The organism is Rhodococcus sp. IC4_135, from assembly GCF_011602025.1.
Taxonomy (GTDB): Bacteria; Actinomycetota; Actinomycetes; order Mycobacteriales; family Mycobacteriaceae; genus Rhodococcus_F; species Rhodococcus_F baikonurensis.
Window position 1 is genome coordinate 607,732 of record NZ_JAAOLG010000001.1, and the last position, 15,635, is coordinate 623,366.

At 61.5% G+C, this 15,635-nt stretch carries 12 protein-coding genes and 1 riboswitch; of the genes, 2 read left to right on the forward strand and 10 right to left on the reverse strand.

Annotated elements, in window-relative coordinates; all coding sequences use genetic code 11:
* Positions 1-68: 68 nt before the first annotated feature.
* The 4 genes from fahA to G8767_RS03005 form a co-directional block, all read right to left on the reverse strand.
* Complete coding sequence (fahA, locus tag G8767_RS02990) at positions 69-1,259, reverse strand: fumarylacetoacetase (RefSeq protein WP_166809287.1); 1,191 nt, start codon at positions 1,257-1,259, stop codon at positions 69-71.
* Positions 1,256-2,125 (reverse strand): hypothetical protein, encoded by an 870-nt coding sequence (locus G8767_RS02995; RefSeq protein ID WP_166809485.1) that lies wholly within the window; start codon positions 2,123-2,125, stop codon positions 1,256-1,258. Before G8767_RS02995 ends, fahA begins: the two co-directional genes overlap by 4 nt.
* A complete protein-coding gene (locus tag G8767_RS03000; RefSeq protein WP_166809288.1) occupies positions 2,122-3,321 on the reverse strand; it encodes a homogentisate 1,2-dioxygenase in 1,200 nt (399 codons plus the stop codon). The genes G8767_RS02995 and G8767_RS03000 overlap by 4 nt, the downstream gene beginning before the upstream one ends.
* Positions 3,322-3,429: 108 nt before the next feature.
* Positions 3,430-3,981 (reverse strand): MarR family transcriptional regulator, encoded by a 552-nt coding sequence (locus G8767_RS03005; RefSeq protein WP_166809289.1) that lies wholly within the window; start codon positions 3,979-3,981, stop codon positions 3,430-3,432.
* Between the two features lie 341 nt (positions 3,982-4,322).
* Between G8767_RS03005 and G8767_RS03010 the strand changes: the two genes are divergently transcribed.
* Entirely contained in the window at positions 4,323-5,921 is a 1,599-nt protein-coding gene (locus G8767_RS03010) for an ABC transporter substrate-binding protein (protein WP_166809290.1), read from the forward strand.
* 60 nt (positions 5,922-5,981) lie between these two features.
* On the opposite strand, the gene G8767_RS03015 is transcribed toward G8767_RS03010, so the two are convergent.
* Both G8767_RS03015 and G8767_RS03020 read right to left on the reverse strand, forming a co-directional pair.
* The gene (locus tag G8767_RS03015) at positions 5,982-6,668 is read right to left on the reverse strand and encodes a phosphatase PAP2 family protein (protein WP_166809291.1); all 687 of its coding nucleotides are present in this window, start codon (positions 6,666-6,668) and stop codon (positions 5,982-5,984) included.
* A 330-nt stretch (positions 6,669-6,998) separates the two neighbouring features.
* Positions 6,999-9,113 (reverse strand): ABC transporter permease, encoded by a 2,115-nt coding sequence (locus G8767_RS03020; protein WP_166809292.1) that lies wholly within the window; start codon positions 9,111-9,113, stop codon positions 6,999-7,001.
* 236 nt (positions 9,114-9,349) lie between these two features.
* Here G8767_RS03020 and G8767_RS03025 point away from each other — a divergent pair, with 236 nt between their 5' ends.
* Positions 9,350-10,006 (forward strand): TetR/AcrR family transcriptional regulator, encoded by a 657-nt coding sequence (locus G8767_RS03025; protein ID WP_095968762.1) that lies wholly within the window; start codon positions 9,350-9,352, stop codon positions 10,004-10,006.
* Positions 10,007-10,043: 37 nt separating this feature from the next.
* Here G8767_RS03025 and G8767_RS03030 read toward each other — a convergent pair whose 3' ends face one another.
* The 4 genes from G8767_RS03030 to G8767_RS03045 all read right to left on the reverse strand — a co-directional run bounded on the left by G8767_RS03030 (position 10,044) and on the right by G8767_RS03045 (position 15,438).
* A complete protein-coding gene (locus G8767_RS03030; protein ID WP_124567626.1) occupies positions 10,044-11,111 on the reverse strand; it encodes a quercetin 2,3-dioxygenase in 1,068 nt (355 codons plus the stop codon).
* The gene (locus G8767_RS03035; protein ID WP_124567625.1) at positions 11,108-12,052 is read right to left on the reverse strand and encodes an alpha/beta hydrolase; all 945 of its coding nucleotides are present in this window, start codon (positions 12,050-12,052) and stop codon (positions 11,108-11,110) included. Before G8767_RS03035 ends, G8767_RS03030 begins: the two co-directional genes overlap by 4 nt.
* Before the next feature lie 218 nt (positions 12,053-12,270).
* Positions 12,271-14,535, reverse strand: coding sequence for a 5-methyltetrahydropteroyltriglutamate--homocysteine S-methyltransferase (gene metE, locus G8767_RS03040; RefSeq protein ID WP_166809293.1), 2,265 nt, complete (start codon positions 14,533-14,535; stop codon positions 12,271-12,273).
* Between the two features lie 158 nt (positions 14,536-14,693).
* Positions 14,694-14,895, reverse strand: a riboswitch (cobalamin riboswitch).
* A gap of 105 nt (positions 14,896-15,000) precedes the next feature.
* Positions 15,001-15,438 carry a helix-turn-helix transcriptional regulator gene (locus tag G8767_RS03045; RefSeq protein ID WP_166809294.1) on the reverse strand — a complete coding sequence of 146 codons (438 nt, stop codon included), beginning with the start codon at positions 15,436-15,438 and terminating at the stop codon, positions 15,001-15,003.
* Positions 15,439-15,635: the final 197 nt, after the last annotated feature.

Here is a 15,635-nt window from a genome sequence, read left to right on the forward strand (position 1 = left end):
TCTTCGGAGAATCGTGAGGCAAGGAATTCCGGACATCAGATCAGCGTGAATCAAACAGTTGTCAATCGTTATCTTCCAGTTTGCGTTGCAGGCAGGATCCGAGCGTGAACATCGCCGAAGCCGATGCGTGAACCGCCGACCCCGGGAGCGGTGGCCGAGATGGAGATGGTGTCGCCGTCCTCGAGGAACGTGCGAGTCTCGGAGCCAACTGCAACGGGTTCTTTTCCGCCCCAGGTCAGTTCGATGAAGGCGCCGCGCTGATCCTTGTCCGGCCCGGAAATGGTTCCGGACGCGAAGAGATCGCCCGTGCTCGCCGCTGCGCCGTTGATGGTGGTGTGCGCGAGCATCTGCGCGGGCGACCAGTACATCTGGGCGTACGGAGGTCGCGAAACGACGTGACCGTTCCACTCCACGGCCAGATCTATGTCCAGGCCCCACTTCTCTTCACCGCGCAGGTAGGAAAGCGGTTCGGGATCCTGCACCGGAGTGTCGATTCGGGCTGCTTCGAGCGCGAGTAACGGAACAACCCACGGAGAGATGGACGTCGCGAAACTCTTCCCCAGATTCGGACCGAGGGGCACGTACTCCCACGCCTGGATGTCTCGGGCAGACCAGTCGTTCACGACGACGGCGCCGAAGACGTGCTCGGCAAATTCGTCCGGGGTGATGGAATCGCCCATCTTCGAGGGAGTTCCGACGATGAATCCCATCTCGGCTTCGATGTCGAGGCGACGCGAAGGTCCGAAGTCCGGGCTTTCCTGATCGGGTGCCTTCCGCTGTCCGCAGGGACGAACGATGTCGGTGCCGGAGACGACGACGGTGCTCGAGCGCCCGTGGTATCCGACGGGAAGATGCTTCCAGTTCGGCATCAAGGGGGCGGCGTCCGGGCGGAACAACCGCCCGAGGTTGGTTGCGTGATTCTCCGAGGCGTAGAAGTCGACGTAATCGGCCACTGCGATCGGCAAATGCATTGTCACCGAGTCGACGGAAAACACGGCATTCGAGTCTATTTCGCCGGTCACGAGCTCCGTGATCCGGTTCCGCACCGAAACCCACTGATCTCGGCCTTGAGCCATGAATGCATTCAGGGTCGGTTCGGCGAAGACGGAATCACCCAGTGTCGCTGCGAGATCGACGACCGAGTCGGCGACCCGCACACCGACGCGCGGTGACCCGCCTGCGGGGGAGAAGACCCCGTACGGCAGATTGTCGAGACCGAACAGTGAGTCGGCGGGAATGTCGATGGTCGTGACGGTCATACGAGAGTTCCTTCGGTTTTGTCGGAGCGGACGATCAATCCGAGGCCTTCCAGCTCGGTCAGAGGGTCCGAGATGCTGCAGGTACCGAACGAGAGGAATCGGCGACGCACCTCGCCTGCCTCGTCTTCGGTCAGGTCGGCCAGTGCCCGTGCGATCGACTCGCCATCGCGCTGCGCCAGTGCAGCAACAACTTCAGAACGATCTGCGCCCCGCCTCGCAGCGTCGACGGCCACCATGATGTTGAGGAAGCCGTGCTGTTCGAAGCCCGTCTCGGGATCGGTGTTGCGCACACCGTGGTGCAGTCCCGCAGTCGCCTTGAACGGGATATTCGCTCGGACGACGGAAATCAGCGCATCGGCGAGTTCGTCCTCGTTCGGGTACGCCTCGGCGACAATGCCTCCGGTGCGAAACTTCGCGGAGTACCCTGCGGTTTCGAGAGCCGTGAGATAGTCGGCGCGCCGGCCGCCTCGGGGCACCTCGACAAAAATGGCGATGTCGGGATGAGCGGCATGGACACGGGCGAGCTCCGCGAAGGCGGCATCGGCCTCCAGCCCGTCAGGAATTCCCACTTCGACGGCGGCGACGCGAACGCCGGGGATGGCGAGCGCGTTCGACAACGCGGCCGCGGTATCGGCTGGACCGGCCGGCACGGTCAGGCTCAGCGTCACTGGGCTGTCCGCTGAGACGTACGCAGCCAGTTCGCTCAGTCGCGGCGCGGGGAAGACGAAGGGCCCCACCAGTGCGTCGTAATCTGCCTGCAGGTAGGCGGCGTGGGCCGGAACTGCTTCGGCCAGAGGGGCATTGCCGGGTGGGAAGAGTGCTGCGTCGTCGCACAGGCCGCTCAGGAGGGGAGAGACGATTGTCATTGCTGCGGCCCCCGCCCCGCCCAACTCCACGCGTAGGCTCCGTCTTCGCACGCCAAGGCTCCCTCACCCAATTCGAGCGGCCGGAACGTATCGACCATCACGGCCAACTCGTCGAAGAACTCGGCGCCGATGCTTCGCTCGTACGCTCCGGGTTGTGGGCCGTGGGCGTGGCCACCGGGATGAATCGAAATCGAACCCTGTCCGATGCCGGAACCCTTACGGGCCTCGTAATCACCGCCGCAGTAGAACATGATCTCGTCGGAGTCGACGTTGGAGTGGTAGTACGGCACCGGGATCGACAGGGGGTGGTAGTCGACCTTGCGAGGCACGAAGTTGCAGATCACGAAGTTGTTCCCCTCGAAGGCCTGGTGCGCCGGCGGCGGCTGGTGAACACGGCCCGTGATCGGCTCGTAGTCGGAGATGTTGAAGGTGTACGGGTACAGGCATCCGTCCCAACCGACGACATCGAAAGGGTGCGTGGGATAAACCATTCGGGTGCCGACGATGCCCGCCGACGTACGGTGCTTGACCAGTACCTCGATGTCGGTGCCTTCGGCGATCATGGGCGCGGTCGGTCCGTGCAGGTCTCGTTCACAGAACGGTGCGTTCTCGAGTAGCTGGCCGAAGCGGGACAGATAGCGCTTGGGCGGGACGATGTGACTGTTCGCTTCGATGGTGTAGGCACGAAGTGGTTTGTCACCCTTGGGGATCCATCGATGCGTTGTGGACATCGGGATCAGGACGTAGTCACCTTCACGGGCCTCGAGTGTGCCGAAGACAGTCTCGACGGTCGCCTCGCCAGATTCGATGTAGACCATCTCGTCGCCGATTGCGTTGCGGTACAGGGGAGATGGCGCTGCCGCAACGACGTAGGACAGTCGTACGTCGGCATTGCCGAGGACGAGACGACGGCCCGTTACCACGTCGGTCTCGTTCCAGGTGCTTTCGGGAAACAGTGTGTGGAGTTTCAGATGGCGCGGTTTGAGGGGATGGTTGGGGGTTGTGCTCTGATCGCGCAGTTCCCAGACTGTTGCGTCGACGATGGCCGACGGGATCTCGCGGTGGTAGAGCAACGAAGAATCCGAGGAGAAACCTTCCTCGCCCATCAGCTCTTCGTAGTAGAGGTTGCCGGACTCGTCACGGTGTTGGGTGTGACGCTTCGGTGGGATGTTGCCGAGTTGTCGATAGAACGCCATGACGGGGCTCCTTCTGTGCTGTTCTGCCTGGCTCACCTCCACCAGATAGTAAATACATTAACTAAAATGATGTGATGGGCGCAACCCTCCAAGGGGTTCGGGTCTATGTCAGTTACGTCCGCGCACGTCGAACTGGCTGCGGTTGGTGATCAGTTTGTCCAGGAGCATGACAAGGATGCGCTGTTCGGCCTCGCTCAGGACGCTGACCCAGGCGTGTTCGCGTTCGTTCTGCTCGCGAAATGCTTCGACCATGGCTTCTCGGCCTTTGTCGGTCAGGTACAGCTGGACTGAGCGTCCGTCGTTCTCGGTGGGGCGGCGATCGATCAGCCCATCTGCCAGTAGCGACTTGGACAGATTGGAGACGGCGGCCCGGCTCATCCCGGTGAGTTCGGCGGCAGCCTTCGGCTCGATCGGACCGGCCAGCCAGGTGACGAACAACAGTCGGAACGACGACCATGACCAGCCGCGAGGGCGGTGGATCGACGACTCGAGATCGTAGGTGACCACGTTCGAGGCCCGATTGAGCGTCAAGAGCACCTCGGTGGCCAGCTGGTCGCGAAAGCCGTGTTCGGTGGCCAGTCGTTTGTTGGCCAGTTCGATGAACGACCAGAAGTTGAGCTCGCCGACGGCTGGTTGGTCATCGGTTGTTCGCTCATTCATGGCCTAACCCTAGCGTGGATCACGTTTGATAAATGTATGTACTAGATTGTAGGTGTTCTCGCGAAACTCGGAAACCCGGCGATTCGGCGACAGTCCTGAGCCGTCGTGGCGCGAGTGGCAACGAGTTTCCTCTGGGTGCGGCGCATGTCGAGATGTCAGCGGATCCAATTCAGAACGTTCTAGAATTCGTGTCTTGTTTCTGTTGACCCAGATTCGAATTATCGCTTCAGCTTTGCGAAAACAAGGACGCAGGATTGCTCCTTACCTAGAATTCACTTACAAATCTGTCGGGTGTCGGTTTCAAGGATCGACGCGTCCGTGAACTGTGAAAGTGAGTCGCAATGAAGCGCTCGTGCCGAGCTCGCGCTCGAATCTGGATGGTTGTCCTGGCGTCGGCGACACTGGTGGTGACCGGGTGCGCGGGTAGCAGCCAAGGTACGACGACGGATGCATCGGACGTGACGGTCGGAGTTGTCGGTGACCAGAACGACGGGGGAGAGCCACGCTCGGGTGGCACGGTGTCGTTTGCCACGTACAACGGGATCAGCAGTCTCGATCCGGCTGACCGTCAGGACGGCGGCGCTACCGGTGGTAGCGAAATGGCAGCCATCTACGACCTTCTGATGCGATTCGATACCGCGGCGGGCGAATATGTTCCGCACTTGGCACAGTCCTTGTCGGCCAATGACGACAACACGGTGTGGACATTGAAGTTGCGTGACGGTGTCACCTTCAGTGACGGCACGCCGATGGACAGCGCTGCAGTCGTGTGGAGCATCGATCACTATCTGCAGAAGAAGGGTACTCACGCGCTGGTGTGGAAGACCGCTGTGCGTGAGATGAATTCATTGGATCCGAGTACGGTTGTCTTCACATTGGCGCAGCCGTGGGACGAGTTCCCGATCATGTTCACCACCGGTCCCGGCATGATCGTCGCACCCTCGTCGATGGCTACCGGTACGTTCACCCCGGTCGGAGCGGGTCCGTTCACAGTCGAGAAGTTCGCTTCCCAGGACGAATTGGTGCTCACGGCCCGTCCGACGTACTGGGACGGTGCGCCGTACCTCGAGAAGTTGCGCTTTCCCGCAATCGTCAACGAGAAGAGCAAACTCGAGGGCTTGCACACCGACGGAATTCAGGTTGCTTATTTGAAGTCGCCCGATTTCATTCACGAGGCTTTCGAAGCCGGCGATCCCGGATTCGTGTACTCGGCCAGCATGGCCGGAGTGCTGGCAATCAATCAGCGCGACGATCGGGCAGCGAAAGACGAGCGTGTGCGTAAGGCGATTGTCGCTGCGGTGGACCCGACTACGTTCAACGAGCGAGTTCAAGGCGGCTTCGGTGAACCCGGCACCGACATGTTCGCGTCGTGGTCGCAGTGGCACGGTTCGGTGGCCGGAAACGGCTTCGATCCCGAGGCCGCGAAGAAGTATCTGGCCGAGGCGAAGGCCGACGGCTACGACGGAAAACTGACATACGTCGGAATGAACGATCCGGCGACGCAACGCAGCGCGCTGACGTTTCAGTCGCTCTTGCAGGCAGTGGGTTTCACGGTCGACATCACCTACGCGACCAGCATCAACGATTTGATTTCCATGCTGTATGCAAAACACGACTACGACGTGTCCTACTTCGCGTTCAACGTGCTGGAAGAGTCACCCTTCGTGCGCATGTACGGCAATCTGTTCAGCGAATCTCCGTCGAACATCCTCGGCTACAAGAACGCTCGGATGGACGAGTTGCTCGGCAAGCTGCAAACAGCGTCGGGCGAGGATGAACGGCGAGCCGTCATCGACGATATTCAGACAGTGGTCAACGAGACGGCGCCGATGGCCGTGGTCAACTCCGGCAAGGTCTTCATCCCGTGGCGCGAGAACGTCCACGGAGTGACCCCGAGTGCGGACGGGATTCTGCTCTTCGGCAATACGTGGTTGAGCTGACCACTGTTCCCCTTCTGTTGTCGCTGTGAACAGCACTGTGTGACAGCAAATTCAGTGGCGTCATCTCCCTCCCGTGGTATCGGCTCTGTTGCGACGAGGAAAGGTGGAAGTCAGGAAAGCCATCGCTATGACCATGATGAGGGTCGCGACCAATCCGTCCAACCAATAGTGATTTGCGGTGGCGATCACCACAAATGTAGTCACAACCGGGTGGGCGAGAACGGCCCAACGCCATCGAGACCGTATTGCCAGGAACAGTGCGATGGACAGCAACAGCGCCCATCCAATGTGCAGCGACGGCATCGCGGCGAACTGGTTCGAGAGGGTATCTGTGTCTGGAGGTCCGTAGACCGATTGCCCGTATCGGGTGGCGAGGTCGACGAAACCGAGATCGGGCAGCATTCGCGGGGGTGCAAGCGGGACCAGCACGTGGATCACAACCGCCGTTGCGGTCAAGGCAGCCATGACATTTCGGACCCATGTGTAGTACTGCGCGCGATATACCCACAACCACAGCAGTGTGGCAATTGCAAAAGGGAAATGCACGCTCGCGTAGTATCCGTTCGCAAATCTCGCGAGGGTATCGGAATGCGTAAGGAAGGCATTCAGTGACGCTTCGTTCGGTAAATGCATTCCGCGCTCGAAGTCCACGAGAGCGTGGGCGTTGGAGAATGCTCGTGATTCCTGGCCGGCGGCAAAGATCCGTCCGGCGCGATAGCCCAGGTAGAGCACCGTAATCAGCGCCAACTGTGTTGTCGCTTCTCGTCCGCGCCCTCGAACTTGCTCCTGCAGAGATCGAAACCACAAGGGTCCCAGCAGTTGTCGAGGAGTAGATATTCCAGTAACACCCATTACCCGCCCTCACATCCAGGCGAAGTCACCGAAGGCCACTTCGACGGCTCGGCTGCCTGCGATCGTTGCAGCATTTGTTCCGCGGCATTCGCTGGTGGTCCGATCTTTTGTTTCTCGCTCCTGTCGAGGACCTGGTCGGAGCGCGCAGTCCAGATCCCCGACAGTCGCAGCGTTCTTGCTCGCGCTATCAGTCGTGAATCCCTGTCCTTCAGGGAGTTCTGGCTCTCACGCCGTGGCGAATTCGGAATCCGACGGACGTTCCGTTGCCTCTGCGGGGCGAGCCTTGTCGGCGCGAGCTTTGTCGATGAGCAACACGCACAGCAGGGAGATGGCTCCCCAGATTCCGAAGGTCATCAGCTGACTACCGACCGTGTCCGCACCGAAGTACAGGATCGATCGGACGGACTCCACAGCTGCGGGCATCGGCAGTACGTCGTGTAGGACGCGGAAGATCCCGGGTTCCATGTAGATCGACATCGCGGCACCCGAAGCCGGTATTCCGAGAAACATGAGAACTCCGACGGCCGGGATGACTGCGAGGAGTCCGAGTAGTCGAACCAGCACGGTGGTGAACAACGCGGTACTGAAGATCGCGATGATGCCGGTGCCGAAAAGCTGCCAGAAGTGACCGTCGATCGTGCCGACGAGGGGACCGGCGATCAGCCAGATCACGGCGGACATGAACACCGACCATCCTGCGAGAACGGGAACAAGCGTCCGCAATTTCATCACTGCCGGCGCTGCGCTGCTGCCGACGACGATGATCATGAAGCCGGACATGATCCAGCCCATCGCCAAGTACATGCTGACCGTGCCGCTGGAATCCGAGTCGGCGAGCGGTGCGAGATCTTCTGTCGTCATTTGTACGTGCTGGCCGGCAGAAACCTGTTTGAAGACCGATTGCACTGCTTGTTGTTGGCTCGTTCCGGCGGCTTGACTGGTGATCAGTGTCGCGGTGGGCGACTCTGCCGAAGGTAGGACGTAGGCGGCGGTGACTGTGCGGTCCTGAACGAGGCTGCGGGCTTCGTCCACTGATCCGACTGCCTGCAGATCGAACAGTCCGCCCAAGTTCTGTTCGAGGCCGGCGACAGCTTGTTCTGCCTGTTCCGTGGTGGCCGCGACCACCGAGACCGGCATGTCCCGGGGAGCAGGCTGGTACATCGAACCGAGCATGACCGAAAGCATGAGCGTGACCATGGCGAAGGGGAAGAACGCCAAGGTGGCGTAGCGAACCTTGTTGCTGGCGGGTCGCGGCCGTGCGGTCAGCGATGCCATCGAGATCTCGGGAGTACCAGCCTCGGGATTGCGGCGTCGTTTCAGCGCGTCGACGCCCAGTGTTGCGAGTAGTGCAATCGCTGCGCCGAGGGCCAGGACCAGCAGATGGGAGCCGAGTCCGTCGCCGCCGAAGTAGAGCACCGAGCGCAGGGCCTCGCCGGCGGCTGCGGTAGGCAGGAAGCTGTGCAACGTTGCGTAGATCGACGGCATCGTGAACACCGACATGCCCATGTTGGATGCCGGGACGCCGAGCACCATCACGAACAACATGCCGACCAGCACTGCCAACGGGCCGAATATCCGGGTGAGGAGCAACTGCACGGAACCGACAGCGAATACGGCGAGCCACGAGATCCCGAGGATTGCTGCTGTATGCCCCTCGACCGCGCCGAGGATCGGACCCGCGACCAACCACACCAGTGCTGCGATCAGCGCTGACCATCCGGCGAGAAGTGGTACGACTCGGCGGAATCGCAACAGCTCGGGCGAGTTGGACAGCGTAATACTCAGGGGCATGTAACCGGCAAGCATCAGAGCGGTGGCCATGAACATCGCGGCCAAGCCCGCAGGGTCGTGGGCCGGCAGTGGTGCGAGATCTTCGACGGTCAGATCGCCGCCTTGCGCAAGGACCTGGGGAGCGAGCAGTCCGGTGACCGTGGAAACCTGAGCAGCTCCGGCCGCACTTGCGGTGTACACCGTCGCGTTGGGGTCCGTAGCGTGCAGCGATACGACGCCGGACACCTCGCGGTCGAGGAGGAGTTGGCGTGCCTCCTCGTCAGTGGCGACGATCCGGACGTCCACGGCCGACGGATCGGACGCTTCGAGTGCTGCCGCAAATTGTTCGGCCTGCTGTGTCTGTCCGGCAACTGCGACAGGCATGTTGTTCGGGGCAGGTGCGTGCATCGCAACCAAGTAGCCGGTGATCATCATTCCGACCATCAAGAAGGGCAGCAAGATCATCGCCACGTACCGGCCGATCTGCTCCTTTCGGGCGCGAGCGGCGGCTTCGGCCACGGCGTTCCCCTCTGGCGGACTTTCGGCATCGGGAGAAGCAGTGGTGGGCATTGTGGAACTCCTCGAACTCTGGGCAGGTGTTGCTCGATCCAGTCGCGACAGGCAGGGCGGATCCACGGTTGGGTCGATGGGACACGCCCACGTCGTCCAACAGAATTACGCGTCCTGTCTTAAATAAAGTTACGCCGCATGTCTTAAAATTCAAACAGGCAGGGTAGTGATGTCTGCCCTATCGGTGAGAAGGCGTATCGAACGACCCCGGCAGACGAAGTCGACGAGGAGTAGGCATGGGACAACATGGTGACCGGGTGAAGAAAGCCTTGCTGGACGCAGCTGAGGAGCTCTTTGCCAGGGAAGGGGTTGATGCGGTCTCCAACCGGCACATCGCCGAGCGCACTGGTAGTGCCAATCACTCCGCTGTGACCTATCACTTCGGCGGACGTGACGAGCTCATTCGGGCGTTGATCGAGCGTCATACCGACGACACCCGTCGCCGACGCCGTGAACTCGCCGATCTACTCGGCGAAGACCCAGATCTCCGAGATCTGTTGGGCTGCCTCATACTCCCGTGGACCGACCAACTGGCGTCCTTGCCTCGTCCGAGCTGGCGTGCACGGCTCGTACAACAACTGAAGGCGGCGCCGTCGGGCATCGAACTCATTGCCATGCTGTCGGATCCGCTGGTCGACGAAGTGTTTCAGCGGGCGATGGGTCTCCTCTCGGATATTCCTGCGCCCGTGCTCGTCGGTCGATCTTGGATCATGGGACGAATGGTCACCGACGTCTGCGCCGAATACGAGGCACGCCTCGAGCAGGACACCATCGAGCCCAACTGGACCGGGTTGGCCTACTTCCTCATCGATGCTTGCGCGGGGATGCTCAGAGCGCCGGTGACCACCGTCGGCGACTTTCTCAGCTCTCGTTCGGCAGGCACGCTCTCTTAGTTCAGGGAATGGTCATCGGAGGTGAGCGCACATCGCTTCATCCGCCGGGAGTTGGGGGCGGCCCGACGACCTCCAGGTCCAGTTCGGCACGAGCGCGCCCGAATCCTTCACCAGGGAAGGTCATGTCGCCTCCTTCGACGTGGATGTGAGCCTCGGTCGGGCGGTTCATGTATTCGAAGAACTTCTCGAACACACCGGTGGTCAGCAGTCCGAGCATCTGGGTGCTGTGGCCGGCGAACGAGAAACTGTGCACGGTGCCTGCAGGTGCGTGAAGGAAGTCGCCTTTGGTCAGAAGGATTTCCTTACCGTTCGCGTGCAACAGAATCCGGCCCTCGAGGCAGAAGAAGTTCTCGGTGTGCTGACGGTGGAAATGCAACGGAATGTATGGACTCTTGCCGCCGCTGGTGTGCATCGCGAAGTACGTCGAATCCGTGTTTCGGGAGCGTGCGAGATAAGTGTTGAGTTGGTCCATGCTCGCCCATCGGTCACCTTCGCCGGCTCGCAGGACGTAGGCCGAATTGGACTGAGGCAAAATCGATCCCGACGACGAGGGAAGATCCTTCTTCTCCAGGTCGAGAACTCGAATTCCGTACTGCGCTGCAAGTTCGGACTGACGCGCGTCTGAAACGTTCTGGTCAGCGCTGATGTCGAAGACGTGCGACTGCGTGGCGGTGCCCGATTCTGCGCCCCAACTGTGTCCGTCACCGACAGTGAGCCAACTCAGGAATCGCGTGCGATGCGCGAGCATGCGGTACGCGTACGGCGTGCCGGGTGGGATCGACACGGCGTCTCCCGCTACGAGGATGTTGGTTTCGCCCGGAAGCCAGACTTGGAGTCGACCGTCGGTGACGTACAGGAAACGGAATTCGTCGGAGTGCTGGACGAACGGCGTCTCGACACCTGCGCCGCCGTAGACGTAGGCGGCGCCGAACTGTCCACCGGTATCTTGCGGGCGGGCGATGACTGTGAGGAGTTGACCGCCTAGTTGGTATCGCTCGCCTTCACCGGCGGACAGGTGGTAAGGCACGCAACGCCCTGGTAGAGAATCCGATTCGGGAACGGTGGAGTGGACCTCGTCCAAACTCGGAATGTCGAATGTGGTCATGAGAGGGACGCACCTGCTTTCAGTGTTCGAGAGAAAAAGGCTTCGATAGTCGCGAACGACGCGCATGGGTGGCGTTCGACGAACCGTCTCCCGCGGTCGGTGGAGGCTCGGACTGTTGCGGATGCGGACGGATCACGCTCGAGGTGCCCCTGATCGAGACTGAGCCCAGGACCCAGCTCCAGCACGTTGCCAGGGTTGAAGAAGCCGTGGCCGAAACCGTCCACGAGATAAAGGATCACGTCGTTTCCGTAGGCGGCGAGCGAGTCGTACAGGCTGACGCTTTGGTGGTGTGGAACCATCGTGTCCTCGATCCCGTGCATGACCAGGAACGGGGGCGTGCCGCCCTTGGCTACGAGTGCCGGACTCGCGTCGCGTGCGGCGGCGAGGTTGTCTCGAATCGGTCCACCCAACAGTGATGCCTCGGGCGATACTTGTTCGGCTTCGGAGATCGGCGACGAAAGATTCACCAGGGCAGGAAGATCTGCTGGGCCGTAACCGTCGACGACGGCCTGGACTGCTGAGCTGACGGATGAGGCCTCTTCGTGGTCCAGCCGAAGGGTCGAGGAATGGATGCCGGCAAGCGCCGCGAGGTGCCCTCCTGCCGACGATCCCCAGAGTCCAATTCGATCCGGATCCACGCGATGTTCGGCGGCATTGCTTCGCAGCCAGCGCACTGCGCGCCGAACGTCGAGCAATTGACCGGGGTGAACGATGTCCGGTGCCAACCGGTAGTCGATGCTGACCATCACGTATCCCTCGGCAGCGAAATGCTTCGCGAGGTCTGGGCAGGCCGTGCGGTCTTGTAGCCGCCATCCACCGCCGTGGATCCACACGATCGCAGGCAACGGCTGCGGTGGGTCCTTCGGTCGGACTATGTCGAGGTGTAAGCCAGGGGCGTACTCGACCGTGGAATGGCGGACATCGGTCGAAACCGTGTCCACGTGGGTGAACTCCTTCGACGTGAACCCGGGCCTGGGTCGTCGCTTTCGCGGTTGTAAGGCCTCTCCTTAGGTCACTGTCTAGTAAGGCAAGGTAGCAGGAAAGGGAGAGATCCGGAAGCCTACGTTTCGATGCTTCGAGACCGATCGGCCATACGGCATGACCCCCTGTGCGCCTTTCCGATAATGCCACCACCAGAAAGGCGCACAGGGGCTTGCCCCTAAAGCTCCGCTCGTACCACCTTCGCGGCTTCGACGAGGTTACGCAGCGACGCTTCGACCTCGATCGGCCCCCGTGTCTTCAATCCGCAGTCCGGATTGACCCACAATCGTTCGACCGGAACAGCTTTGAGTGCTTCGCGTAGCGACTCCGCGATCTCGTCGACGCTCGGCACGCGTGGCGAGTGGATGTCGTAGACACCCGGACCGACGCCGAGGTCGAACCCGACCGAACTGAGATCGTCGAGCACCTCCATGTGTGATCGCGCAGCCTCGATGGACGTGACGTCCGCGTCGAGACCGGCGATGGCACCGATCACCGCTCCGAACTCGGAGTAGCACAGGTGGGTGTGGATGGCGGTGGAATCCGCGACGCCCGAGGTGGCCAGCCGGAAGGCGCCGACCGACCAGTCCAGGTAGGCGGGCTGGTCCGCAGCACGCAGTGGAAGTAGCTCACGCAGTGCCGGTTCGTCGACCTGGATGATTCCGATACCGGCGGCCTGCAGATCGACCGTCTCGTCTCGAATGGCCAGTGCGACTTGATTTGCCGAGTCGGCGAGCGGTTGGTCGTCGCGGACGAACGACCAGGCCAGAATGGTGACGGGCCCGGTGAGCATGCCCTTGACCGGCTTGTCTGTCAGCGACTGTGCGTACGTGATCCAGTCGACGGTCATCTGCTTCGGACGTGAGACGTCGCCGTACAGAATCGGCGGACGCACGCAGCGGGTGCCGTACGACTGGACCCATCCGTTGGCGGTGGCGAAGAACCCGTCCAACTGCTCCGCGAAGTACTGCACCATGTCGTTGCGTTCCGGTTCGCCGTGAACGAGTACGTCGAGGTCCAATTTTTCCTGGAGTGCAACAACTTCGGCGATCTCGGCGCGCATGCGGTCGACGTACTCGGCTTCGTCGATCTCGCCCTTGCGCAGCGCCGCGCGAGCGATACGGATCTTCGACGTTTGTGGGTACGAGCCGATAGTCGTCGTGGGCAGCGGTGGCAGAGACAGCAACTCGTCCTGGGCAGCGCGGCGCTCGGCGGCGGGCGCGCGACCGGTCGCCGAGCTCAGTACGGCGTCCAGCCGGCCTCGAATGCTCGCGTCATTGAGTCTGCGATCGTCCTTGCGGGTCGACGCGGCAGCTCGTGCCAGCGCGAACTCGTCCTCCACCGACTCTCGTCCCTGCGTGAGAGCGGTTGCGAGAGTGACCACTTCCTTGACCTTCTCGGTGCCGAACGCGAGCCACGAGCGCAGGGCCTTGTCGACATCGGCTTCTGCGTCGAGAGTGTACGGAACGTGCAGCAGGGAGCACGACGTGGAGACGGCAAGAGTATCCACGCTGCCCAACAGAGCACCCAACGTGCTCAGTGCCGAATCCAGATCCGACCGCCAGATGTTTCGTCCGTCGACCACACCGGCGACGACCAGTTTGCGGGCGAGTTCGGGGACGGAGCCGATCGAATCCTGACCGGCCACGAGATCGACGGCAAATCCTTCGACACCGGTGGACGCGAGTGCGGGCAGCGCGTCACGCAGCGAGCCGAAGTACGACGCCAACAGGATCGACGGCCGCTCGGTCAGTGCCGAAAGCTGTTCGTACGCAGCGCGTGCCGCTTCGATTTCCTCGTCGGTGCGATCACCTACGAGAGCCGGTTCGTCGAGTTGAATCCACTCCGCGCCGGCCTTCGCGAGCCGACCGAGTAGATCCGCGTAGAGGGGGAGCAGTTCGTCGAGCCGCGAGAGCAGAGGCTCGTCAGTGCCGACAGGCTTCGAAAGCAACAGGAAGGTGACCGGTCCGATGACGACCGGGCGGGCTGCGATGCCGTCGGAAAGTGCTTCTGCGAGTTCGGACAAGACCTTGGACGGGTCGAGTGCGAACGTGGTGGACGGCGAGATCTCCGGCACCAGGTAGTGGTAATTGGTGTCGAACCACTTCGTCATTTCGAGCGGCGCGATGGTGTCCGTCCCACGGGCAGCTGCAAAGTAGCGGTCCAACGGATCGGCGACCGATGCGACACGATCGGGAAGTGCTCCGAGAAGAACTGCGGTGTCGAGCATTTGATCGTAGAAGGAGAAGGTGTTGACCGGGATCGAGTCGAGGCCCAGGTCACGGAGGCCGGCCAAGCCCTGCCGACGGAGGTCACGGGCGACGCTCTGCAAGGCGTCGGCGTCGATGCGCCCCGCCCAGTAGCTTTCGGTTGCCCGCTTGAGTTCTCGATGAGGACCGATGCGCGGTGAGCCCAGCACGGTCGAAGTGAATGTCGTTGTCACGGAGTTTCTCCAGATTGCCAATGCACTGATGGCCACTGCCGGCAGACGGGTACACCTCACGAGACCCCGAGCTGCGGCGGGCAGCACTGCCCGAACCACGCACGAGGTCCGATGGAGATCTACACGCCCATTCCACGAGGCGGTGGACCGTCGGGCACGGCGTGCCCGACACAGTTGGCAGGTCTTCGGACTCGCGGGCACTCGATCGAGTTGGATCGAACCTACTGGCCGTCGCTTCCCAGGCGGATGCCCAGTGCACATAAACGGCGGTCGTTCCTGCTTACCGCTGCGGGACAGTCCCGGATTTTCACCGGGTTCCCTCTCACTCCGTCAGCTTGCGCTGACGGGGCTTCGACGCCGGGAACGGTCTTCGGGGCTCCTCATGACCGTGCCGGGCGAACCAGCTGCATCGATCAGCATAAGGCCAACCCTCCCTGCGCAGTCAAGGAGAGTCGGCGAAGGGCGCTACGCGCGTGACATGTAGGAATTCGAGTCCGGTGGTACGCGCGGAAGATTCTCGGAGGAACGTAGATTCTCCGCCATTTCCACAAGCAGATCCTGCGAAGACGGTGAGAGATCGACGACCCGGGCAGTGAGGTTTCGCAGGCGCACGTTGTGCAGCTGTTCGAGAAGTGAGAGGTCTGCTTCGCCACCGGAGACGGTCGGTGGAGTGTGGTCGGACGGGGCGTAGAAGTAGTCCGGATGGACGTTGAAGAAGTGGGCGAGGGCAGCGACCACTTCGGGTGACGGGTTGGTTCGGACGCCGGTGCGTAGTTGCGACAGGTACGGCGTCGAGATGCGGCAACCGAACTCGGTCATGCCGCGAACGACCATCGCGTTGGTGACGTGAAAGTCGGCAGTCTCGAACAGCGAGTTCAAGCGATCGTTGAACTGGTTCGACATGAGACGTCCCTTCCCCCGTTACGCACAGGCTCCGTCGATTCAATTAACTGCATCATAGCCAGTTATCGAACGATTAGCTGTTTCGGATTCTCACGAAGGGGGTCGTTTGCAGGGAAAATCCCTAGGGTAGAAGGTCCCTACTTTGAGTGATCTGGACAAATCGTCATCAAGAATCGAACGGCGGACTATTTGCCGGC

Coding starts and splice junctions, on each gene's coding strand:
- fahA (WP_166809287.1), bottom strand. CDS start 1,259: ATGACCGTCACGACCATCGACATTCCCGCCGACTCACTGTTCGGTCTC.
- G8767_RS02995 (WP_166809485.1), bottom strand. CDS start 2,125: ATGACAATCGTCTCTCCCCTCCTGAGCGGCCTGTGCGACGACGCAGCA.
- G8767_RS03000 (WP_166809288.1), bottom strand. CDS start 3,321: ATGGCGTTCTATCGACAACTCGGCAACATCCCACCGAAGCGTCACACC.
- G8767_RS03005 (WP_166809289.1), bottom strand. CDS start 3,981: ATGAATGAGCGAACAACCGATGACCAACCAGCCGTCGGCGAGCTCAAC.
- G8767_RS03010 (WP_166809290.1), top strand. CDS start 4,323: ATGAAGCGCTCGTGCCGAGCTCGCGCTCGAATCTGGATGGTTGTCCTG.
- G8767_RS03020 (WP_166809292.1), bottom strand. CDS start 9,113: ATGCCCACCACTGCTTCTCCCGATGCCGAAAGTCCGCCAGAGGGGAAC.
- G8767_RS03025 (WP_095968762.1), top strand. CDS start 9,350: ATGGGACAACATGGTGACCGGGTGAAGAAAGCCTTGCTGGACGCAGCT.
- G8767_RS03030 (WP_124567626.1), bottom strand. CDS start 11,111: ATGACCACATTCGACATTCCGAGTTTGGACGAGGTCCACTCCACCGTT.
- G8767_RS03045 (WP_166809294.1), bottom strand. CDS start 15,438: ATGTCGAACCAGTTCAACGATCGCTTGAACTCGCTGTTCGAGACTGCC.